At 70.9% G+C, this 22,039-nt stretch carries 17 protein-coding genes and 3 pseudogenes; 14 read left to right on the top strand and 6 right to left on the bottom strand.

The annotated features are described in order from the left end of the window. Nucleotides 1–29 precede the first annotated feature (29 nt). Together FF096_RS07575 and FF096_RS07570 are read right to left on the bottom strand one after the other, a co-directional pair. A complete protein-coding gene (locus FF096_RS07575; RefSeq protein WP_155215720.1) occupies nt 30–1,628 on the bottom strand; it encodes an NAD(P)/FAD-dependent oxidoreductase in 1,599 nt (532 codons plus the stop codon). 76 nt (nt 1,629–1,704) lie between these two features. Next, a complete protein-coding gene (locus tag FF096_RS07570; protein ID WP_155215718.1) occupies nt 1,705–2,544 on the bottom strand; it encodes a YhjD/YihY/BrkB family envelope integrity protein in 840 nt (279 codons plus the stop codon). Nucleotides 2,545–2,726: 182 nt separating this feature from the next. On the opposite strand from FF096_RS07570, the gene FF096_RS07565 reads away from it, so the two are divergent. The 10 genes and pseudogenes from FF096_RS07565 (at nt 2,727) to ispG (ending at nt 11,354) form a co-directional block, all read left to right on the top strand. Further along, nucleotides 2,727–3,269 carry a GNAT family N-acetyltransferase gene (locus FF096_RS07565; RefSeq protein ID WP_155215716.1) on the top strand — a complete coding sequence of 181 codons (543 nt, stop codon included), beginning with the start codon at nt 2,727–2,729 and terminating at the stop codon, nt 3,267–3,269. A gap of 61 nt (nt 3,270–3,330) precedes the next feature. Further along, nucleotides 3,331–3,411, top strand: a pseudogene (locus FF096_RS26565) (hypothetical protein); the annotation flags it as partial. Nucleotides 3,412–3,496: 85 nt separating this feature from the next. Further along, nucleotides 3,497–4,774: pseudogene (locus FF096_RS07555) on the top strand (polymorphic toxin-type HINT domain-containing protein); the annotation flags it as partial. Between the two features lie 434 nt (nt 4,775–5,208). Next, nucleotides 5,209–5,787 carry a hypothetical protein gene (locus FF096_RS07550; protein ID WP_155215714.1) on the top strand — a complete coding sequence of 193 codons (579 nt, stop codon included), beginning with the start codon at nt 5,209–5,211 and terminating at the stop codon, nt 5,785–5,787. A gap of 102 nt (nt 5,788–5,889) precedes the next feature. Beyond that, nucleotides 5,890–6,369 (top strand): annotated as a pseudogene (locus FF096_RS07545) (DUF5753 domain-containing protein); the annotation flags it as partial. Nucleotides 6,370–6,373: 4 nt separating this feature from the next. Beyond that, entirely contained in the window at nt 6,374–6,568 is a 195-nt protein-coding gene (locus FF096_RS07540) for a DUF397 domain-containing protein (RefSeq protein WP_309222925.1), read from the top strand. 374 nt (nt 6,569–6,942) lie between these two features. Continuing rightward, nucleotides 6,943–7,614, top strand: a complete 672-nt coding sequence (locus FF096_RS07535; RefSeq protein ID WP_155215710.1) for a Uma2 family endonuclease — start codon at nt 6,943–6,945, stop codon at nt 7,612–7,614. 96 nt (nt 7,615–7,710) lie between these two features. Continuing rightward, the gene (gene dxr, locus FF096_RS07530; RefSeq protein ID WP_309222858.1) at nt 7,711–8,922 is read left to right on the top strand and encodes a 1-deoxy-D-xylulose-5-phosphate reductoisomerase; all 1,212 of its coding nucleotides are present in this window, start codon (nt 7,711–7,713) and stop codon (nt 8,920–8,922) included. Further along, nucleotides 8,922–10,172: an RIP metalloprotease gene (locus FF096_RS07525; RefSeq protein WP_155215708.1), complete on the top strand. Its 1,251-nt coding sequence runs from the start codon at nt 8,922–8,924 to the stop codon at nt 10,170–10,172. Before dxr ends, FF096_RS07525 begins: the two co-directional genes overlap by 1 nt. A gap of 9 nt (nt 10,173–10,181) precedes the next feature. After that, nucleotides 10,182–11,354, top strand: a complete 1,173-nt coding sequence (gene ispG, locus FF096_RS07520) for a flavodoxin-dependent (E)-4-hydroxy-3-methylbut-2-enyl-diphosphate synthase (protein ID WP_309222857.1) — start codon at nt 10,182–10,184, stop codon at nt 11,352–11,354. A 61-nt stretch (nt 11,355–11,415) separates the two neighbouring features. Here ispG and FF096_RS07515 read toward each other — a convergent pair whose 3' ends face one another. After that, nucleotides 11,416–11,979 carry a PadR family transcriptional regulator gene (locus FF096_RS07515; protein ID WP_155215706.1) on the bottom strand — a complete coding sequence of 188 codons (564 nt, stop codon included), beginning with the start codon at nt 11,977–11,979 and terminating at the stop codon, nt 11,416–11,418. A 224-nt stretch (nt 11,980–12,203) separates the two neighbouring features. On the opposite strand from FF096_RS07515, the gene FF096_RS07510 reads away from it, so the two are divergent. Both FF096_RS07510 and FF096_RS07505 read left to right on the top strand, forming a co-directional pair. Beyond that, entirely contained in the window at nt 12,204–13,043 is an 840-nt protein-coding gene (locus FF096_RS07510; RefSeq protein WP_309222856.1) for a GNAT family N-acetyltransferase, read from the top strand. A 156-nt stretch (nt 13,044–13,199) separates the two neighbouring features. Then, nucleotides 13,200–16,928, top strand: coding sequence for an ABC transporter ATP-binding protein (locus FF096_RS07505; protein WP_155215704.1), 3,729 nt, complete (start codon nt 13,200–13,202; stop codon nt 16,926–16,928). Between the two features lie 90 nt (nt 16,929–17,018). On the opposite strand, the gene FF096_RS07500 is transcribed toward FF096_RS07505, so the two are convergent. From FF096_RS07500 to FF096_RS07490, 3 genes are read right to left on the bottom strand one after another with little or no spacing between them, the layout of a single operon-like run. Beyond that, nucleotides 17,019–18,086, bottom strand: a complete 1,068-nt coding sequence (locus FF096_RS07500) for an NADH:flavin oxidoreductase/NADH oxidase (protein ID WP_155215703.1) — start codon at nt 18,084–18,086, stop codon at nt 17,019–17,021. A gap of 28 nt (nt 18,087–18,114) precedes the next feature. Then, a complete protein-coding gene (locus FF096_RS07495; RefSeq protein WP_309222855.1) occupies nt 18,115–18,831 on the bottom strand; it encodes a DUF998 domain-containing protein in 717 nt (238 codons plus the stop codon). Beyond that, a complete protein-coding gene (locus tag FF096_RS07490; protein ID WP_155215702.1) occupies nt 18,824–19,789 on the bottom strand; it encodes a glutathione S-transferase family protein in 966 nt (321 codons plus the stop codon). Before FF096_RS07490 ends, FF096_RS07495 begins: the two co-directional genes overlap by 8 nt. 109 nt (nt 19,790–19,898) lie before the next feature. On the opposite strand from FF096_RS07490, the gene pcaF reads away from it, so the two are divergent. Both pcaF and FF096_RS07480 read left to right on the top strand, forming a co-directional pair. After that, nucleotides 19,899–21,101, top strand: coding sequence for a 3-oxoadipyl-CoA thiolase (pcaF, locus tag FF096_RS07485; RefSeq protein ID WP_155215701.1), 1,203 nt, complete (start codon nt 19,899–19,901; stop codon nt 21,099–21,101). A 117-nt stretch (nt 21,102–21,218) separates the two neighbouring features. Then, nucleotides 21,219–22,037 carry an SAM-dependent methyltransferase gene (locus tag FF096_RS07480; RefSeq protein ID WP_309222854.1) on the top strand — a complete coding sequence of 273 codons (819 nt, stop codon included), beginning with the start codon at nt 21,219–21,221 and terminating at the stop codon, nt 22,035–22,037. The last annotated feature ends 2 nt before the right edge of the window (nt 22,038–22,039 follow it).

Here is a 22,039-nt window from a genome sequence, read left to right as displayed (position 1 = left end):
GGCGTTAACAAGGTGCCCTTCCTTACGCCTCAGCGGCCGAGGTCGGCGAGGATGCGCTGGGCGGCGTTGTGGCCGGCGGCCCCGATCACGCTGCCGGCCGGGTGACAGCCGGCGCTGCCCGCGTACACCCCGTCGATGCCGGTGGCGTAGGGCATCCGGTCGGCGAACGAGACGGTGTTGTCGACGTGGTGGATGTGCCCGCCGGTGATGCCGAAGTGTGCCTCGATGCCGGGCGGCGGCAGCGGGACCGCGTCGGCGATCAGGTCGCCGGTGCCGGGGGCGTAGCGTTCGCAGATCGAGACCAGCTTGTCGACGTAACCGGGCAGCGCCGCCTCCCAGGTGGTGCCGTCCAGTTCGTACGGCACGGACTGGACGAACAGCGCCGACGAGTGGTGCCCGCCCGGGTCGGCCAGCGACGGATCGACGGTCGTGTGCAGGTACCACTCGATGGTCGGTTCCTCCGGCAGCCGCCCGGCCCGCACGTCGGCCCACATGGCGCGCAGCGCCGCCATCGGCGACTCGCCCGCGCCGCCGGTCAGCGACGCCGAACCGGGCAGCAGGTGGATCGTCGAGCCGAAGGGGCTCGCCGCGTCCTCGGGCAGGCAGGAGAAGCGGGGCAGGCCACGCAGGGCCAGGTTCAGCTTGAGGGTGCTGCCGGTGCGCCGGACCGCCGTCATCCGGCTGCTGAGCGTGGTCGGCAGCGCGTCGTCGGGCAACAGCTCCATCAGCCGGTACGGGTCGCAGGCGCCGAGCACCACCTCGGCGGAGATCTGTCGGCCGTCGCCGAGCACCACGCCGCTGGCGGCACCTCCGTCGAGGGTGATCGCGGTGACCGGGGCACCGGTGACGATCCGGGCCCCGGAGGCGCGGGCCGCCTCGGCGAAGATCCGCGACACGGTGCCCATGCCACCTTCGGCGATCATCCAGGTGCCGCCCGAGCCGGGTAGCCGGCACATGTTGTGGACCAGGAAGTTGTGCCCGGTGCCCGGGTCGTCGGGGCCGGCGTTGAGCCCGGACAGGCCGTCGGTGACCGCGTACATGCTGACCAGGAGCTCGGAACGGAAGTCGAAGCGGGCCAGGTAGTCGGCGACGGAGCCGCGTACCAGGTCGATGAAGACCTGTCGCAGCGTGGGGCGGACGTACCGGTCGGCGGTCTCCTCGACGCTGAGCGGCTCGGACAGCCAGGCCGGGGCGACGTCGTCGCGCAACGCGGCCAGTTCGGCCTGCAACGCCTCGTCGGCGGCCGCGTCGGCGGGGGAGAAGACCTCGGCGAGCTGTGCCCGGGTGGCCGCCGCGTCGGCGCCGAAGAGGAGGTACGGCGAGCCGACCCCGCCGGGAGTCGGCAGGAAATAGTGCGGGTCGCGGCGCAGCACCGGGATCCGGACGTCGAGCGCGGCCAGCAGTTCCGGTGGCATCAGCCCGAGCAGGTACGACCCGGTGGAGTGGCGCAGTTCGGGCACCTTCGGGAACGGCTTCTCGGTCCGGGTCGCGCCGCCGATCACGTCGGCTGCCTCCAACACCAGCACGTCCAGCCCGGTCCGGGCCAGCAGAACCGCCGACACCAGCCCGTTGTGCCCCGACCCGACCACGACGACGTCCGCCCGCCCCGGCACCTCACCAGCCACCATTCCCGCACCCTAACCGTCCGCGGCCCCCATGCCTCATGAAGTTGGCCCTCGGTTCGTACCCGCTCGGGCGGGAACCTCAGGAACGACCATCGCGGCGGCGGGCACGCCAGCCGGACAGGGCCAGGGTCGCGGAGTAGCCGGCCAGCACAATCACATGGAACAGGTAGAGCCAGAGCAGGATCGCCACCGCGGCACCCACCTCGTCCAGCCCGCCGAAGGGCAGGCCCAGATCAAGCGGCAACGAGGCGAAGAGCACGAAACCGTGCAGGAAACCGGAGAGGTTCGCCGCGGTGAACGACCCCATCCCCAGCGTGGAGAGCCAGTCCGGCGAGGCCGGCCCCACCACCCGGAACACCCACACCAACACCGGCGTGAGCACCAACCACACCGCCAGGAACGACAGCACCACCCCGAGCGCACCGGCCCAACCACCGCGCCGGACCAGCCCGGTGGTCGTCGGCAGCGCCAGCAGGATCGACAGCAGCAGCGCCGGGGCGGGCGCCAGCAGCGGCAGCAGCAGTATTCGGCCCCGCCAGCCCACCAGGTGTTCGTCGGAGCGCGGCGCGGCGACCGAGACGAACGCCCGCCGCAGCCCCTCGCCGTAGAGCGAGGCCGGCAGCAGCGCGGCCAGCGCCAGCCACGGCGTCAGCCCGACCCCGGCCTCGACCAGCGCAGCCATCGCGTGCGGCACACCGATCGCGTCCGGCAGCGTCTCCACGGCGTACCCGGTGAGTCGCCGCACCTGGGACGCTCCCACCAGCAGCGAGGTGAGCCAGATCGCCAGCAGCGCCACCGGCACCACGGCGATCGCCCCGTAGAACGTGATCGCGGCGGCGTGCAGCGACAGATCCCGACCACGTACCGGGCGGAACGCCGCCCGGGTGATTCGCCTCGTCCGATTCCACGCACCGCCCATCGCGCCTCAGTTCCCCGTCCGCTGCCCCGACAACCGCCCCTGTCACCGACGCCGCACCGGTCCTGTCGTCGGTTTGTTCACCGGTGCCGCGCCGCCTCTGTTACCGGCGCTGCGCCGGTCCTGTCGTCGGTGCCTGCTCGGCCGACCGTGGCGACCACCGGAACGGACTACCATCGCCGCCCATGACCGTCACGACGACCGACCGGCTGATCCTGCGTGAGTGGACCGACACACCGGCCGACCTGGCCCGCATCTACGACATCTACTCCCGCGACGAGGTGATGCGCTGGCTGGGCGGGGGAGCAGGCCGGCTCACCGAGCCCGGACAAGCCGCCGAGCGGTTGGCGGCCTGGCGGCAACGGTACGCCCCGTACGCCGGCCGGTACGGCATCTGGGCGATCCAGGTCCGGGACACCGATCAGGTGGCGGGCAGCGTCCTACTCAAGCCGCTACCGGGGCGAGACGGCCACACCCCGACCGAGGACATCGAGGTTGGCTGGCACCTGCACCCCGACTCCTGGGGCCACGGCTACGCCACCGAGGCGGCCCGCGCCGTGCTGGCGGCCGAGTTCGCCACCGACACCCGCCAGGTGTACGCCGTGGTGGCACCCGGGAACGAACGCTCGATGGCGGTGTGTCGGAGGCTCGGCATGACCCACCTGGGCCGGCGCACCGACTGGTACGGCGGCACCGAGGTGGAGACCTTCCTCCGGACCTCCCCCTGACGCCGAACGTCCGGCTCGACACCCGCGTCAACCATCCGGGCCATGGCACCGCCGTAGCCAGTTGACCGGTACGGTCCCGACGTACGACCAGCGCGGCCGGCTGATCCGGACCACCGACCCGGACACCGGCGCCACCACGATGACGTACGACCACCGGGACCGGCCACTGACCACCACCAACGCCCGTGGCATCACGGTGTGGAACGGGTACGACGAACTGTCCCGCCCCGGAGGTGGGTCGGTTCCTGTCCGCGGACCCGGTGCTGGACCGGACCGACCCGGTGCAGAACAACGGCTACACGTACGCCCACAACAACCCGGTCACCCACTCCGACCCGTCGGGTCTGTCGGTGGCGTTGACCGCGTCGGAGACGGCGGCGGCACTGGCCGGTGCAGGATTGTCGTCGGCGATGATCGCTCAAGCGCAGGCCAACATGGGCCGGTCGCTGATCTCGGTCATCCTCGACTCCGCGTGGTACATCCTCAAGGAGTTCATCGGCATCAACGACGCCCTGAACTGCTTCGGCGGCGGTGACATGTGGGCGTGCGGCAGCCTCATCCTCAACGCCATCCCCTGGACAAAGGTCGCCAAGATCCCAGCGGTGATCCGGGCGGTCAACCGGACGATCAACGCGATCCAGGCATGGCAGGCGGCGAAGCGGGCCGCCGAGGCAGTGCTGGCAACGGCGCGAGCTGCCGAGGCCGCCGCGTTGCAGGCCAAGAAGCTCGCCATCGAACGGGCCAAGAAGGCCGCCCAGGCGGCGAAGAAGAAGGCCGCCGACAAGGTCAACTCGACCAGCAACAAGGCGACCCAGTCGGCGAAGAAGACGGGTAACGCCCCGCAGAAGGAAGCCCAGGCCAAGTCCAACCCGAAGGGCTCGTCGGCAGCCTCCGGCGGTGCCGGCGGCAAGGACGGCGGCGGTGGCAAGGGCGGCGGCGGTGGCGGCAAGGGCGACTCGAAGCCGGGCGGTTCCTCCGGCGCCTCCAACCGCAGCAACGGCGGCTCCAGCGGCAACGATGGCGGGTCGTCGGGTGGCGAATCCTGCCCTATCAGCAACAGCTTCGTGCCGGGCACGCGGGTGCTCATGGCCGACGGCTCAACCAAGGCGATCGAGGACGTCAAGCCCGGCGACAAGGTAGTGGTCGCCGATCCGGAGACCGGTCGCACCGAGGTGGACACGGTCAGCGCCGCGATCACCGGCGACGGCGTCAAGGACCTGGTGAAGGTCGTCATCGACACCGACGGCGACCAAGGCTCGGAGACCGCCGAGGTCACCGCCACCGACGGCCACCCGTTCTGGGTACCCGAGCTGGGCGAGTGGATCGACGCTACCGACCTCCAGCCAGGCCAGTGGCTCCAAACCAGCGCTGGCACCTACGTCCAGATCACCGCGATCGACCGCTGGAGCGTCCCCCGCGCCACCGTCCACAACCTCACCGTCGCCAACACCCACACGTACTATGTGCTCGCCGGCAACACGCCAGTGCTCGTACACAACTGCGGGCCAGTTCCAAACAATCGACCCGGAGATCTGTCGCTGGAGCTGATGGAAGCAGATCTTGCGGGCATTTCACCTGTTGCAGCGGGCACTTCTGGCTTCTCGCGCGCGGCCTCGGGAAGTGGGGACTTTCTCTGGACAGTGAGGGAGGGAGGAGATCTGAATATGGTTGCTGCGGGGCGCGGCATCCATCACACGGTAGCCTCGGGTGGTGCTCCTGTTATGGCGGCAGGGCAAATCTCGTTCCGCAATGGTGCAATGACATCGTTCGACAACATGACGGGCCACTATACCCCGTGTTCTAGCTGTGCCGGCGCGTTCATTCAGCGGGGCGTGGACGCCTTTGGTGCGGCAGGTGTGCAAATTCCGCTAAGAGCTATTAGAGATTACGGCGGAAGGGCTCCGTAGTGGAAGCGCAATCAGAGTTGCAGGAACTTCGGGTGATCCCGCTCGACTCGCTCGGTGAGTGGCTGCGTGCTCGGTTCCCCCAACGGGTGTCGCCCCAGTGGTGGCAGGCGCTGTTCGAGTCGGTCGAATCGGCCGTGAGCCCGCTAAGGAACCTTGATCAAGATCAACGTATATCCGACCTGAAGCTCGGTGCTGTGGCTGCAATTCTGGCTGTCGAACGCCACGATATTGATGCGTCGTTGGGGGCGTACTGGTTGCTCAGGCTTGCGGCGGCAGCGGTCCGTCTCAACTTGCCGGTTAGTGAGTTGCCGGTCGTGCTAACGCCTGACGGTTCTGCGGCCTGGGCGCTGGAGCATGTTCCGTTGCCTCGAGACGAGGCAGTGGTAGCGGCTCAGGCTAGGAGAAGGCAGTACTTAGCCGCCGACGAATCCTTCTTCGCTCCTATCGGTGCTTCTTACGACTCCGGAAGCCAGGAGCCTGATGCTCAAGCGTCGGCGCTAAGGGGGGTTGAGAGGATTTTGTCCGCGCTGCCATGGATTGCCGATCACTTGACGAATCCAGAAATCCGTCGGGAAGTCCACGCTTGGCTCGGGATTGAGGGGCAGTTGTGACGGAAGGCTTTCAGTCGAACTCGTCACGGAACGTAGTGATCGAACCTCGATGTGCATCGCAGGGCGCTGTGGACCCTCTGTGTTGCCGTCAGGTGCGGGCCCACTGACCACCCGCAGATGAGCGCAGCGGAGCGGCAGGCCAAGGTGGACGTCCGGCTCCGTTAGGCAACGGCTGTTGGCTCGAGTGGTTCCCCCGAGCGCCGTACTACGACGTGATCCTCAGCGAGGCGGTGCTTCGTCGGCCGCTGCGTGACCGGTCGGCGATGGCCCGGCAACTCGACGCGCTGGTGGTGGCGAGCAGGCAGCACAACATCAAGATCCGGGTGCTTCCGTTGGCTGCCGGGCTGTTTCGGTCGGCCTTTACGGGCACCTTCACCATGCTCGACTTCCCGACCGAGGTGCGGGAGCCGGAGCCGACCACCATCTACATGGACGGTCCGTGCGGCGCGGTCTACCTCGACAAGCCGCACGAGATTCAGACCTACGAGGATCTGGCGCTCGCTCGGCGAACGGGCGCTCGATGGCGACGACTCCCGTGAGCTGATCACGGCGATCGCGAAGGAGATGACCCATGAGACGTGACGGGGTGTGGCGCACGTCGTCCCGGTCCGGCGGTAGCGGCGAGTGCGTCGAGGTGGCGGGGTTTGCCGACGCGGTCGGCGTACGCGACAGCAAGGACCGGCAGGGCGCGGAGCTGAGCTTCGGTCTCGAGAGCTGGACTCGGTTCGTCGCCGCCGCCCGCGCGGGCCAGTTCGACACCCCGCCCCTGAACCCGACGTGACCGCAAGCTGTGGGTGCGTTTCTTGCTCCCCCAACGACAAGAAACGCACCCACAGTCGGGCGGCTGACCTGCCGACCGGCCCAGCCCAGCCCTCTGCGTCTGGCGAGGCGACCGGATGGCCGAGCTGTTGAGTGACGTCCCGCCGTCTCGCCCGGTGAAGGGACCGTAGGCACGTCCGCCTGGCGGCGAGATTCCGGGCCGTTGTATCCAGCAGCTGAGCCAGATCGTCACAGCCGACCGGCCACGGAGACGGTAGGGCTTGATCGACATCGCTCGCCCCGGCTGCGTCGGACAGGCTGTGTGATGGCGTGCGGCGCGGGCTGTGCTGGCTAGGCTGAGCTGAGCAGAATGTCCCGCTGAGGGGGTGAGCCCGGATGGCCCAGGCTGCGTACGCGCCCGAGCCTGCGCCGGACGCTGGCGCGGACGACCGGCCCGCCGGGCCGTCGTTCGACGTGCTGCGGTGGCACGACGAGCCGTGGACTGCGCAGCTCGCCCTCGACCTGTTGCCGGAGACCAACGGCCCCAAGGTTGAGGTCCTGAGCGGAAGCGTGATCGTGACACCCCACGCCGGATATGACCACCAGGATGCCGAGCTTGATCTCGCGTACCTGTTGAAGCAGGCTGCCCGGAAGGCCAAGCTGTGGCTCTACGCGGAGGCGAACGTCGTCTCCGGGCAGGATCTGTTCATCCCCGACCTCGTCGTGCTGCGCGTTCCCGGAGGGGGCCGCACGACCATGGACATCAGGCATGCCGTTCTGCTCGGCGAGGTCGTGTCGCCCGGCAACCGGCGGAAGGACATCATCGATCGTCCGCGCGAGTACGGCACGGCTGGCGTGCCCTTCTTCCTCCGGGTCGACCTGCGTAACCGAGTCCCCACCATCGCACTGTTCGAGCTGATCGACGGCGAGTATCGGCCGGTGGCCGCCGCTGCGGCCGGAAGCACCTTCGTGATGCGGGAGCCGTTCGAGTTCTCGATCGATCCGGCTGACCTGCTCGGCGAGGAAGCTCCGTTGGAAGAGGAGAACCCTCCGAGCGAGGAGAGCTGACGGTAGCTCGTTGTTAACAAGGGGCCCTTCCTCTACCGCAGGCGTTAATAAGGTGCCCTTCCTTCTCGCCCAGCGGGCGTGGGGGAGAATGGCGGTGTGACGTCCCCCCGTGATTTTGTGCTGCTGGGTTGTACCGGGTCGATCGGTACGCAGGCCATCGACATCGTGCGGCGCAACCCGGACCGGTTCCGGGTGGTGGCGCTGGGTGCCGGTGGCGGCAACGTCGGCCTGCTCGCCGCCCAGGCGCTCGAACTCGGTGTCGAGGCGGTCGGGGTGGCCAAGGCGTCCGCCGCGCAGGATCTTCAGCTGGCGTTCTACGCGGAGGCGAGTCGGCGGGGCTGGGCCTCCGGGGAGTTCAAGCTGCCCAAGATCGTGGCCGGGCCGGAGGCGATGACCGAGCTGGCGCAGTGGCCGTGTGACGTCGTACTCAACGGGGTGGTGGGGTCGCTCGGGCTCGCGCCGACCCTGGCGGCGCTGCGGGCCGGGCGTACGCTCGCGTTGGCCAACAAGGAGTCGCTGGTGGCCGGCGGCTCGCTGGTCAAGGCCGCGGTGACGCGGCCGGAGCAGATCGTCCCGGTGGATTCGGAGCATTCGGCGCTGGCCCAGTGCCTGCGCGGCGGTACCCGGGGGGAGGTACGTCGGCTGATCGTCACCGCCAGTGGTGGGCCGTTCCGGGGCAAACGGCGCGACGAGCTGACGGCCGTCACGCCTGAGCAGGCCCTCGCCCACCCGACCTGGAACATGGGGCCGGTCGTCACGATCAACTCGGCGACGATGGTCAACAAGGCGCTGGAGGTGATCGAGGCGCACGAGCTGTTCGACGTGCCGTACGCCGACATCACCGTGATGGTGCACCCCCAGTCGGTGATCCACTCGATGGTGGAGTTCGTCGACGGGTCGACGCTGGCGCAGGCCAGCCCGCCGGACATGCGGCTGCCGATCGCGCTGGGCCTCGGCTGGCCGGACAGGGTGCCCGAGGCTGCCGCCGCCGTCGACTGGACGAAGGCGCACACCTGGGAGTTCGCGCCGCTGGACGACGAGGCGTTCCCGGCGGTGGCGCTGGCCAAGGCGGCCGGTGAGGAGGGCCGGTGCCGACCGGCGATCTACAACGCGGCCAACGAGGAGTGCGTGGCGGCGTTCGTCGCCGGGCGACTGCCGTTCTTGGGCATCGTCGACACGTTACGGCGCGTGCTGGACGAGGCTCCCGATTTCGGTGAACCGGGTACCGTCGAGGACGTACTCGAAGCCGAGTCGTGGGCGCGCGCACACGCGCAGGAGATCATCGCTGCTGCGGTGGAAGGAGCTTGATGTCGTTCGCGTTCGGGGTGGTGCTGTTCGCCCTCGGCATTCTCATCTCGGTCAGCCTGCACGAGGCCGGGCACATGCTCACCGCCAAGGCCTTCGGCATGAAGGTCACCCGCTACTTCGTCGGCTTCGGCCCCACCGTCTTCTCGTTCAAGCGGGGCGAGACCGAGTACGGCCTCAAGGGCATCCCCCTCGGCGGCTTCTGCAAGATCGTCGGCATGACGCCGCAGGACGACGACGTCGAGCCGGGCGACGAGAAGCGGGCCATGTGGCGTTACCCGGTGTGGAAGCGCACCATCGTGATGTCCGCCGGGTCGGTGACCCACTTCGGGTTGGCGATCTTCGCGGCCTGGCTGGCGGCGATGACCTTCGGCCTGCCCAACCCCGACTTCCCGCGCGACGAGCAGCAGATCCGCGCCGAGCCCGCGGTGGTCGCCATCCAGGACTGCGTCCTGCCGGACACCACCTACCGGGAGTGCACCGAGAGTGACGCGCCCAGCCCGGCCGGGGCGGCCGGGCTCCAGAACGGTGACCGGATCACCTCGATCAACGGCACCCCGATCAACAACTACGGCGAGCTGCTGACCACGCTGCGGGCGACCACCCCGGGCAGCACCGCCGACATCGGGTACGAGCGCGACGGTCAGCCCGGCACCACCACGGCCACGCTGGCCACCACCAAGCGCCCGCCGATCGACAACCCGGACGGCCCGGTCACCGAGGTCTCCGCGCTCGGTGTCGGTCTGGTCCTGAGCACCCCGGGCCTGGTCTCCTACGGTCCGGTGGAGGCCGTCGGCGCGACCGGCACCTTCATCGGCGACATGGCGGTGGCCACCGCGCAGGCGTTGCAGCGGCTGCCGGAGAAGATCCCCGCGCTGTGGAAGGCCATCGTCGGCGGCGAGCGGGACATCGACACCCCGATCAGCGTGGTCGGCGCGAGTGTCCTCGGTGGCGAGGCGGTGGCCAACAACGCCTGGGAAATCTTCATCATGCTGTTCATCTCGCTGAACTTCTTCATCGGGGTGTTCAACCTGCTGCCGCTGCTGCCGCTGGACGGTGGCCACATCGCCATCGCCTGGTTCGAACGGGCCCGCTCCTGGCTCTACGCGCGGCTGCGTCGGCCCGATCCGGGCCGCGTCGACTACTTCAAGCTGATGCCCTTCACGTACGTGGTGATCCTGATCGGTGGTGTGTTCACCCTGCTCACCATCACCGCGGACGTGGTCAATCCGATCACCCTCTTCCCAAAGTGAGTGCCTGAAGTGACCGCTGTCAGTCTCGGTATGCCGCCCGTACCGCCGCCGCCGCTCGCGCCCCGCCGGGCCAGCCGCCAGATCATGGTCGGGTCCGTGCCGGTCGGCGGCGGCGCGCCGGTGTCGGTGCAGTCGATGACCACCACGTTGACCGCTGACGTCAACGCCACCCTTCAGCAGATCGCGGAGTTGACGGCCTCCGGATGTCAGATCGTCCGGGTCGCCGTGCCCAGCCAGGACGACGTGGAGGCGCTGCCGGCGCTTGCGAAGAAGTCGCAGATCCCGGTGATCGCGGACATCCACTTCCAGCCGAAGTACGTCTTCGCCGCGATCGACGCCGGTTGCGCGGCGGTGCGGGTCAACCCGGGCAACATCCGCCAGTTCGACGACAAGGTCGCCGAGATCGCGGCGGCGGCCTCCGCAGCCGGTACGCCGATCCGGATCGGCGTCAACGCCGGTTCACTGGACAAGCGCCTGCTCGCCAAGTACGGCAAGGCGACCGCCGAAGCGCTGGTCGAGTCGGCGCTGTGGGAGTGCTCGCTGTTCGAGGAGCACGGCTTCCGGGACATCAAGATCTCGGTCAAGCACAACGACCCGGTGGTGATGATCCGGGCGTACCGGCAGCTCGCCGAGCAGTGCGACTACCCGCTGCACCTGGGCGTCACCGAGGCGGGCCCGGCGTTCCAGGGCACCATCAAGTCGGCGGTCGCCTTCGGTGCGCTGCTGGCCGAGGGCATCGGGGACACCATCCGGGTGTCGCTCTCCGCGCCGCCGGTCGAGGAGATCAAGGTCGGCAGCCAGATCCTGGAGTCGCTCGGGCTGCGCGAGCGCGGCCTGGAGATCGTCTCCTGCCCGTCCTGTGGGCGGGCCCAGGTGGACGTCTACAAGCTGGCCGAGGAGGTCACCGCCGGTCTGGAAGGGCTGCCGGTGCCGCTGCGGGTCGCCGTGATGGGCTGCGTGGTCAACGGACCGGGCGAGGCCCGGGAGGCCGACCTCGGGGTGGCCTCCGGCAACGGCAAGGGGCAGATCTTCGTCAAGGGCCAGGTCATCAAGACCGTGCCCGAGGGGCAGATCGTGGAGACCCTGATCGAGGAAGCGCTGCGGTTGGCCGACGAGATGGGCGCGGAGCTGCCCGAGGAGCTGCGCGACCTGGTTCCCGGCGCCACCGTCACCGTGCACTGACGACGCGACGAACACGAGGGCGGTCACCCCACCGGGTGGCCGCCCTCGACGCGTACCGACCTCACTCGGATTCGGCGAGGATCGCGTACAGCTTGCGGCGGGTCTCGTCGAGCACCTGGGCGGCGCGTTCCCGCTGGTCGTCGGTGCCGGTCATCATCACCTGGCGTAGCGCGTGCATGGCCTGCATGGAGGCGTTGCGGATGTCGTGCCAGCTGTTGATGGTGTCTTCGGCGACCTCGGCCCAGGGCGGCGTCTGGGCCGCCTCGTCAGCCTCGGCTCGACCCTGATCGGTGAGGGTGAACCGCTTACGGCCACCGCCGGTGTCCTCGGTGGCGGCGACGACACCCTCGTCCTCCAGCAACTGGAGGGTCGGGTAGATCGAGCCGGGGCTGGGCCGCCAGCTTCCGCCGGTGCGGGAGTCGATCTCCTGGATCATCTCGTAGCCGTGCATCGGCCGCTCGGTGAGGAGGGCCAGCACCGCGTTGCGGACGTTGGGTCGGCGTCCCCGACCTCGTCCGCGACCGCCCCGCCCGTGCCCGAACGGCGGCCCTGCCGCGAAGGGCGGGAAACCGAATCCGCGCATCCGGCCCTCGTGTAGGGCGTGCCCACGTCGATGGAAATTCAAGGCTGTCTCCTTCTCTGGACTATCACTGATGCATCAACGATATATCGCCAACACAACGCCGACAACCCACTTCCCCGCGCGCCTGCCCACCCCGCCGTGTTGACCAAGAAGTTTGCGTCGGGATTCGCCCCCGAAGCCGACCAAAACTTCTTGATCAACGTGGGTTGAGGGGTGGGTGGGCGTCTGGCGGCGCGTGGTGGGGGAGATCTGGCAGGCTGGTAACCGTGCTGACGGCGCCGGTGCGGCAACTCGGGGAATCGGAACGGCGCGCGGTCGAGCGACTGCTCGATCTCGACCCGTACGCGAGCGCACAGGTCGCGGAGCGGGTCGCCGCGCGCGGGCTGGCCTGGTGGCGGGCCGAGGGGCGGGTCCTGGGGTACGGCTCCCGCCGGCACCTCGAATCGGTCTGCTGGCTCGGCGGAAACCTCACCCCGGTGCTGGCCGGGCCGCAGGCCATCGCCGCCTTCGCTGACCTGCTCTCGGGCGAGGAACGGCTCTGCTCCTCGATCGTCGGGCGGGCCGACGCCGTGCTGCAACTCTGGGATCGCCTCTCCGACAGTTGGGGACCGGCCCGCGACGTACGCCCCAACCAGCCGTTGCTGGTCACCGGCGAGCTGCCGCCGGTCCCCGCCGACCCGGAGGTGCGCCGGGTGCGCAGCGGTGAACTCGACCGCCTCTTCCCAGCCGCGGTGGCGATGTACACCGAGGAGGTCGGCGTCTCACCACTGGCCGACGACGGAGGGCGCGGGTACCGGCGGCGGGTCACCGAGATGATCCGCTCCGGCCGGGCGTACGCCCGCTTCGTCGACGACCGGGTGGTCTTCAAGGCCGAACTAGCGGTCGTCACCCGGCGCACCGCCCAGGTGCAGGGTGTGTGGGTGGCGCCCGACTGGCGGGGGCGGGGGATCGCCACCGCCGCGATGGCGGCGGTGGTCAGCGACGCGCTGGCCCGGGTCGCCCCGACGGTCAGCCTCTACGTCAACGACTTCAACCTGCCCGCCCGGCGCGTCTACGAGCGCTGCGGCTTCCGCTCCGTCGGCACCCTGGCCACCGTCCTGTTCTGAGCCACCGGCGAGCCTCCTCGAACACGCGCTGCGCCACGGCGAGGCTCCTCGAACAGCTACCGGGGGTGGGTTCCGCCCCGGCGTAAATGCGTTGAGCCGGGCGGCCGGGCGAAGCAGGCTGGAGGTACCGCCCCACCCGACCGGAGGAACCGACCCATGCGCCTGCTCCGTGACCTGTGGGGCACCTCCTCACGTCGGATGACCCTGGTGGTCGTCCTGATCCTGCTCGGCGGCATCGGTCAGGCGGCCAGCGCCGCGCTCGCCGGACCGGTGCTGCTGCATCGCTCCGTCGGCTTCTTCGTGCTGCTGTCGGTGGCGCTGGTCGCGTCGGTGGGCAGCGACTTGGTGATCAGTCTGGTGATGGCCGGGGTCACCGCGGACTGGTCCGCCGACCTGCGTCGCCGACTCTGCCGGGTGGCCCTGGGCCAACCGGTGCCCGCCCTGGAGACGACCCCGGTGGGGGAGATGCTCGACCGGATCGACGGCGACGTGTACGACGTCGCGTCGGGGGTGCGCGGTCCGGGCGTGCGGTTGGCCCAGGCGGTGGCCGTCGGCCTGCTGTCCACGCTGGTGGCGCTCACCGTCTGGTGGCCGGCGGGAGTCGGCATGCTGCTGCTCTGCGTCTCGCTCGCGGTGGCGCTGCGGCGCCCGGCCGCCCAGATCGCCCCCGCCCGGATGCAGGAGGAGGCGGCCTGGTCGGACCTCGCGGCGGTGATGGAGGAGTCGATCCACGGCCAGGACGACGTACGCACCAGCCTGGCCCGGCCGTACGTGCTGCGGCTGTACGCCAGCCGGGCGGCCGAGGTGCTGCGCCGTGGGCTCCGGGTGTGGCAGATGTCGGCGCGGGTCAACACCGTCGCGGCCGGGGTGACCCGGATCGGGGTGGTCCTGGTGGTGCTCGGCGGGGTGTGGGCGCTGACCACCGGCCGGGTCGACGCCGCCCGGATGACCGCGATCTGGCTGCTCGCGCTCTCCCTCGGCATGACCGTCGAACACGTCAGCCGGATGGTGCCGGAGGTGCAGTACGCGCTCGGCGCGTGGGGGCGGGTCCAACTGCTCTCGGCCGCCGCGCAGGAACCCGACGGCGGTGCCACCCCCAGCGACGGCGACCTGGTCATCCAGGGCCTGACCTACCGCTACCCGAGCGGCGGTGCGGACGCCGAGCGCCCTCCGGCGTTGCGCGACATCGACCTGACCTTCGTGCGAGGCCGCTCGTACGCCCTGGTCGGCCGGACCGGGTCGGGCAAGTCCACGCTGGCCAAGGTGCTCACCCGGGCGGTCGACGTGCCACCCGGAACGGTCCTGCTCGGCGGGCGCGACGTGCTCGACCTCGACGTCGAGCAGCTGCGCCAGTGGATCGCCGTGGTGCCGCAGCGTACCGAGATCCTCGCCGGCACACTCGCCGAGAACGTGGCGCTGTTCGACCCGGAGCTGCTCGACGCCGCCGCCCGAGCCCTCGACGAGTTGGGGCTGGGCACCTGGGTCGCCGAGCTGCCCGCCGGGTTGGACACCCGCCTCGGTGAGGGCGGTCACGTGCTCTCGGCCGGTCAGGAACAGCTGGTCGCCTTCGCCCGGATCCTGGTCCGTGACCCGCACGTGGTGATCCTCGACGAGGCCACCGCCCGACTCGACCCGGTCACCGAGACGCGGGTGCAACAGGCCACCGAACGCCTGCTGCGGGACCGCATCGGCATCGTCATCGCTCACCGGCTGTCGTCGGTGAGTCGCTGCGACGAGGTGGTGGTGCTGGCCGACGGCGCGGTGGTCGAGGCCGGCCCGCTGGCCGAGTCGCGGCGCTTCGCCGAACTCGTCGCCGCCGGGCACGCGGGCGGTGTCGTCGGCGACGCCGACGAAGCGGGTGCCTCCGGCGACGCCGGCCTTGAGCTGCTGGCCGGGGCGGACTGGACGCGGGGGGAACCGGTACTGGTCGGGGCCCGTGCGGCGGAGGCGACGGTGGCAGCCGATGCCGGTACTCCGGCGGGCCGGGTCGTGGAGAGCTTCGCGGCACCCGGCCCGTCGGGCGGCACCGATCCGCTGGCCGCCGCCCGGACGAACCCACCGACCGGGGCCGTCGCCGGTGCTCCCGTACCGGTGGTCGGACCCGAGCCGGTCGAGCCGGCGGCGGGCCGGGAGACCGGCGGACACGAGGTGGGCGGACGCCAGCCCGCTGCGGCCACGGCCGACGGGCGGGGCGATCAGCTGCCCGCGTCCCGGGCCCGGACGCTGCGGGAGATCTTCCGGCTCTGCCTGAACGACCCCCGGTACGGCGCGGCGGCGGTGGGCATCTTCGCCGTGCTGGCGATCCTCGGGCTGGACGGGCCGGTGCTCGCCTGGCTCTGGGCCGACGTGGTCGACGGCACCGGCGACCCCTGGCTACCCGCCCTGGGCATCGCCGTCGGACTCGTCGTCGGCATCCCGTCGTACTACTGGACCCACCTGTGGTTCCCGGCCTGGTGGGTACGGCAGATGCTGCGCATCAGCGCCCGCCTCGTGTACGGGCAGACCGGGCCGCGCCGGGTCAGCCGGCACACCCCTGCCGAGGTGGTGGCCCAGGGCGGGGACACCGAGCGGGTGGTCCAGCTCGCCGACAACGTGCTCGACCAGACCGTCGGTCTGGTCCTGCTGGTCGCCATGACCCTGATCACCGACAGCGTGGTGCCGGGACTGTTCTTCCTCGGCACGATGGTGCTCTCCGGAGTGGCGGCCACGGCGTTCGGGCCGAGGCTGGAGCGGGCGGCGCGGGAGACCGTCACGGCGCGGGCGGCCTTCGCCACCGCGCTGGTCTCCACGCTGTCGGCGGCCCGTACGGTGAAGTTGGCCGGTGCCACCCGCCCGGTGCTGACCCACCTCGCGAACCTCGACACGGTACGCAGCGAACGGCAACGCCACGAGATCGCCGTACAGGTGTGGGCGCGTTCCACCCCGGCGCTGGCCAGCGGGCTGCTGCCGATCGGCGTGTGGGCGTTGTTCCTGGCCGGTGGACTCTCCACCGGGGCGACCCTGGTCGCGGTCGCCACGCTGGGCGCGGCGCGCTGGTTCGCCTGGACCACCGCCTCGTTGATCTCGCAGGTGCCGTCGGCGCGGGTGTGGACCCGACGGACGGCGGAGATGACCGGGATCGAGGCATACTCGGCGCGGGTGCCCGGGGTCGACCTGGCCGCCGGTACCGCCCCGGCCCCGACGACGCCACCGCGTACCCCGTTGCGTCGGCTGGAGCTGGTCGGTTTCGGCGTCCGGCACACCGACGGCTTCACTGCCGTACGCGACGTGGACCTGACCGTGCAGCGTGGCCAGCTGGTCCTCGTGGTCGGGCCGGTCGGTTCGGGCAAGTCGTCGCTGCTGCGGGCACTGGCGGGAATCGCCCCGCACACCGGTGTGCTCACCTGGAACGGGGAGCCGGTGACGGAACCGGAGCTGTTCCTCCGGCCCAACCAGGTCGGCTACGTCGGCCAGTTGCCCCGGGTGCTCTCCGGCACGGTCGCCGACAACATCACCCTCGGCCATCAGGTGGACGCCGCGCACGCGGTCAGCACCGCCCAGCTCGAACCCGACCTGGCCGCCACCGGCAGTGGACTCGGCCTGCTCATCGGGCACAAGGGCACCCGGTTGTCCGGCGGGCAGCTGCAACGGTTGGCGTTGGCCCGGGCGTTGGCTCCGCGTACCGAGCTGCTGGTGGCCGACGACGTCTCCTCCGCGCTGGACGTCACCACCGAGCTGGCGCTGTGGCAGGCGTTGCGTGACCGGGGTGTCACGGTGGTCGGTTCCACCTCGAAACGGGCCGCGCTGGTGCGCGCCGACCATGTGGTGGTGCTGGTCGGCGGCACGGTGGCCGCCCAGGGTCCGTGGCGTGACCTGGAACAGCGCTGGGGACACCTCGCAGGCTGAGCGGCGGCCGTGCCCTGCTGCACCGGTCACCGCACTAGATCCGCACGGTCCGGCTGCCTCGGTCGTCACCGGGGCAGCCGGACCCGTCGGTCAGGCCGCCCGCAGGTACGGGTTCGGCCAGCTGGGGGTGGCGCCCAGCTTGGCGGCGGCCTGCTGCGGCCAGTACGGGTTGCGCAGCAGTTCCCGGCCGAGCAGTACCAGGTCGGCCTCGTCGTCGGCGACGATCGCCTCGGCCTGCTCCGGTTCCACGATCAGGCCGACCGCGCCGGTGGGCACCCGCGCCTCGCGGCGGATCTGGGCGGCCAGCGGCACCTGGTAGCCGCGCCCGACCGGCACGCTGGCCGAAGGCGACGCCCCACCGGAGGAGCAGTCGATCAGGTCCACCCCGGCGGCGGCGAGTTCGGTGGCGAGGGCCACGCTGTCCTCGACCGTCCAGCCGCCCGGCACCCAGTCGGTGGCCGAGATCCGGGCCAGCAACGGCACGTCCTCGCCGACGGCGGCGCGCACCGCCCGGGCCACCTCCAGCGTCAGCCGCATCCGCCCGGCCCGGTCCCCGCCCCAGCCGTCGGTGCGGTGGTTAGTCAGCGGGGAGAGGAACTCGTGCAGCAGGTAGCCGTGTGCGGCGTGGATCTCCACGACGGCGAAGCCGGCCGCCACCGCCCGTACGGCGGACTCGGCGAACGCCGTGACGACCTCGGCGATCCCGGCGTCGTCCAGGGCTGTCGGCACCCGGTACTCCGGCACGAACGGCTCAGCGGTGGGGCCGACCGGCGTCCAGCCGCCCGCGGCGTCCGGCACCCCACCCCGGCGTGACTCCCACGGCCGGTACGTCGACGCCTTGAACCCGGCGTGCGCCAGCTGCACCGCGGGCACCGCGCCGTGCGCGGCCACGAAACCGGTGACCGGCCGCCAGGCGTCGACGTGCCGGTCGGACCACAGCCCGGTGTCCTGCGGACTGATCCGCCCCTCCGGCACCACGGCGGTCGCCTCGGTCATCACCAGCGCCGCGCCACCGATCGCCCGGGTGCCGAGATGCACCAGGTGCCAGTCGGTGGGCAGGCCGTCGGGCCCGGCACTGTACTGGCACATCGGTGCCAGCGCGATCCGGTTGGGCAGGGTGACAGTCCGCAGCGTCAGCGGCGTGAACAACGCACTCATCAGGCCATCCTCTCCCGATGACGGGACCTCAGCGCCGACGGTGGACTGTGGGCTCGGGCACTGCCGACGCTCCGTCGTCGCGCGCCACCGTGGGGTCGCGTACCGCCAACTGCACCGCCGTGGCCAGGGCCCAGCCGACGACGACCAGCAGCAGCAGCCGTTCCAGCACCCCGACCAGCGAACTGCGGCCGACCAGCAGCATCGCCAACGCGATCGCGCCCGCGAGTGGCAACGCCACCGCCGCCGCGACGACACCGGTACGCCGCAGGGGACGTCGCGCCACCGGCGAGAAGGCGACCGCCAGCATCGTGAGGACCACCGCCGCGACCGCGACAATGCTCGCCGCACCGTGCACCAGATCCGCCACGGTGGCCTTCTCGAACGGCGGCAGCGGGCAGCCCGCGCTGCACGTCACCGTTGCGGACAGCACCGTGTACAGACTCGCCGCCGCGAGTAGCGTCACCGCGACCCGCAGCGCCGGGTCGGCGCGGCCCGCCACCGCGCCGCGCAACGCGACGGCGAGCAGCAGCAGCGCACCGGCCAGGGCGAACACCCCGCTCCGGTACGTCCAGGCGTAGTCGCTGTCGACGACACCGGCCTCACTCACGTACCCGGCCAGACCCGGGCCCGGCCCGGCGACCACGGCGAGTGTCACCGCGACCGTGCCGGCCACGGCGCAGAGCGCGGCGACCAGCGCGGCGAGCCGCCGCACGGGCCATCGGGCGGCCACCGGCGGCTCAGCCACGCCCGTGCGGTGTCGTCCAGCCGCCCAGATCCGGCCCGAGCGGGACGATGCCGGTCGGGTTGATCTCGTGGTGGGTGGCGTAGTAGTGCCGCTTGATGTGGTCGAAGTCCACCGTCTCCCCGAAACCGGGGGTCTGGAACAGGTCCCGGGCGTACGCCCACAGCACCGGCATCTCGGTGAGTTTCTGCCGGTTGCACTTGAAGTGTCCGTGGTACGCCACGTCGAAGCGGACCAGCGTGGTGAACAGGCGCACGTCCGCCTCGGTGATCGAGTCACCCATCAGGTAACGCTGGTCGGCCAGCCGCGCCGACAACGCGTCCAACCGCGCGAACAACGCCTCGTACGCCTCGTCGTACGCCTGCTGCGAGGTGGCGAAACCGCAGCGGTAGACGCCGTTGTTGACGTCCCGGTGGATCTCGGCCATCAAGACGTCCATCTCCGGGCGCAGCTCGACCGGGTAGAGGTCCGGCGCGTCGGGCGCGTGCAGCCGCCGCCACTCGGTGGACAGGTCCAGGGTCAGCTGTGGGTAGTCGTTGGTGACCACCCGGCCGGTACGCGTGTCGATCAGCGCCGGCACGGTGACCCGACCGGTGTAGTCCGGATCCGTGGCCAGGTACGCCTCGGAGAGGAAGCCGATGTCGAGCACCGGATCGAATCCGTCCTGGTCGAGGGTGAAACGCCAGCCGCGCTCGTCCCGGATCGGGTCGACGGTGCCCAACGAGATGGCGTCGGCCAGCCCGAGCAGGTTACGCACGATCAGCGCCCGGTGCGCCCACGGGCAGGCCCGGCACCAGATCAGCCGGTAGCGGCCCGACTCCAACGGCCAGCGGTCCTGATCGTCCGGCCCACCGCCGAGCGGCGAGGTCGAGCGCGGGGTGACCCGACCGGTGAACCGGTTGGGTTGGCGGACGAACGCTCCGCCGCCGCTGGTTTCCGCGCTGAACTGGGCTCGTGCCATGCCCACAACCTATCCGCACCCGCCGGGGATATCCTGGCCGTCGGCGCGGACCCCGTGGGACCCGAGGACGCACCGCTTACGCCCCTTCCGACCCCCCGAAGGATTCGCGATGACCGTGGCATACCTGGTGGCTGGTGTCCGCACCCCGTTCGGCCGGTACGCAGGCGCGCTCGCCGGCGTACGCCCCGACGATCTGGCCGCCCACGTGATCCGCGAACTGGTCGCGCGGCACCCGTCGGTGGACTGGGCGCGTACCGACGATGTGGTGCTGGGCTGTGCCAACCAGGCCGGTGAGGACAACCGTAACGTGGCCCGGATGGCGGCGCTGCTCGGCGGGCTGCCCGAGCAGGTGCCCGGCAGCACGGTCAACCGGCTCTGCGGCTCCGGCCTGGACGCCCTGGCCACCGCTGCCCGCTCGATCGTCGCCGGTGAGGCCGACCTCGTCGTCGCGGGCGGGGTGGAGAGCATGAGCCGGGCGCCGTTCGTCATGCCGAAGGCCACCACCGCGTTCTCCCGATCCGCCGAGGTGTACGACACCACGATCGGATGGCGGCTGGTGAACCCGTTGATGGAGCGCGGCTGGGGCGTCGACTCGATGCCCGAGACGGCGGAGAACGTGGCCGCCGAGTACGGCGTGGACCGCCTCGCGCAGGACGAGTTCGCGTACCGCTCGCAGTTGCGGGCCGCCAAGGCCCAGGCCGACGGTCTGCTGGCCGAGGAGATCGTGCCGGTGACCGTGCCCGCTGGGCGGCGGGAGACCCGGCTGGTCGAGGTCGACGAGCATCCCCGACAGACCTCGCTGGAGAAGTTGGCCGCGCTGCCCACCCCGTTCCGGGACGGCGGCACGGTGACCGCCGGTAACTCCTCGGGCGTCAACGACGGTGCGGTGGCTCTGCTGGTCGCCTCGGAGGCGGCGGTCGCCGCGTACGGCCTCACTCCGCTGGCCCGGGTCAGCGGCACGGCGGCGGCCGGGGTGGCCCCCCGGGTGATGGGCATCGGTCCGGTCCCGGCGACCCGGCGGTTGCTCGACCGGCGCGGGTTGACCCTGGCCGACATCGACGTGGTCGAGTTGAACGAGGCTTTCGCCGCCCAGTCCGTCGCGGTGCTGCGCGAACTCGGCCTGCCCGAGGACGCCGAGCACGTCAACCCGAACGGCGGGGCCATCGCGCTGGGCCACCCGCTCGGGGCCAGCGGCGCCCGGCTCGCGCTGACCGCCGCGCTCGAACTGCGCCGACGCGGTGGGCGGCGGGCGCTGGCCACCATGTGCATCGGGGTGGGGCAGGGTATCGCGCTGCTGCTGGAGTCCGTCTGACACCGCCGGCCTCGGGGAAAGATCAGGAAAGAACGTTGTGGATCTGCCCCCGCGTCACCGACCGGCCTAGAGTGGGCACCATCACACGATCCACGGCGATGACGTGAGGTGCAGCAAGTGCAGAAGCCGGACGGACTTCCCGCCGAGATCGACCTCTCCCGGCCCAGCGCGGCACGGGTCTACGACTACTTCCTCGGCGGTGCCCACAACTTCGAGATAGATCGGCAACTGGCCGAGCAGATCGCGGCCATGACGCCGAACCTGCCGGCGACCATGCGGGCCGGGCGGGAGTTTCTCCGCCGGGCCATGCGTACCCTGCTCGACGACGGTATCGACCAGTTCCTGGACATCGGTTCCGGCATCCCCACGGTCGGCAACGTGCACGAGGTCGCCCAGGCCGCCAACCCGAAGGCCCGGGTCGTCTACGTCGACATCGACCCGGTGGCGGTGGCGCACAGCCGGGAACTGCTCGCCGACAACGCGTTGACCGGTGTGATCCACGCCGACCTGCGGGATCCGGAGCGGATCCTGTCCGAGGCCCGCGCGTTGGAGCTGCTCGACTTCGACCGACCGCTGGGCATCCTGCTCGCCGGGGTGGTGCACTTCGTGCCGGACGTCGACCGGCCCGGTGACATCCTGGCCACCCTGCGCGCCGCCGCCGCGCCCGGCAGCTACCTGGTGATCTCGCACTCGACCTTCGAGGACCAGCCGCAGGAGATGCTGGACGCGCAGCGGCTGTCGGCGCGAACCGCCACCGAGATAACGCTGCGCTCGCGGGTTGAGATCACCGGGTTCTTCGGCGACTGGACCATTGTGGAGCCCGGGGTCGTGCACATGGAGCTGTGGCGACCCGATTCGCCCTCCGAGACGACCGCCGACGGTCCGCGCTTCGGTGCCTTCGGCGGTGTCGCCCGGAACGACCAGACCGTCGGCTGACC

The sequence above is a fragment of the Micromonospora sp. CP22 genome (assembly GCF_009712475.1).
Lineage (GTDB): Bacteria > Actinomycetota > Actinomycetes > Mycobacteriales > Micromonosporaceae > Micromonospora.
Note: the sequence above shows the minus strand (reverse complement) of the source record. Positions and strands in the feature narration are given on the sequence as shown.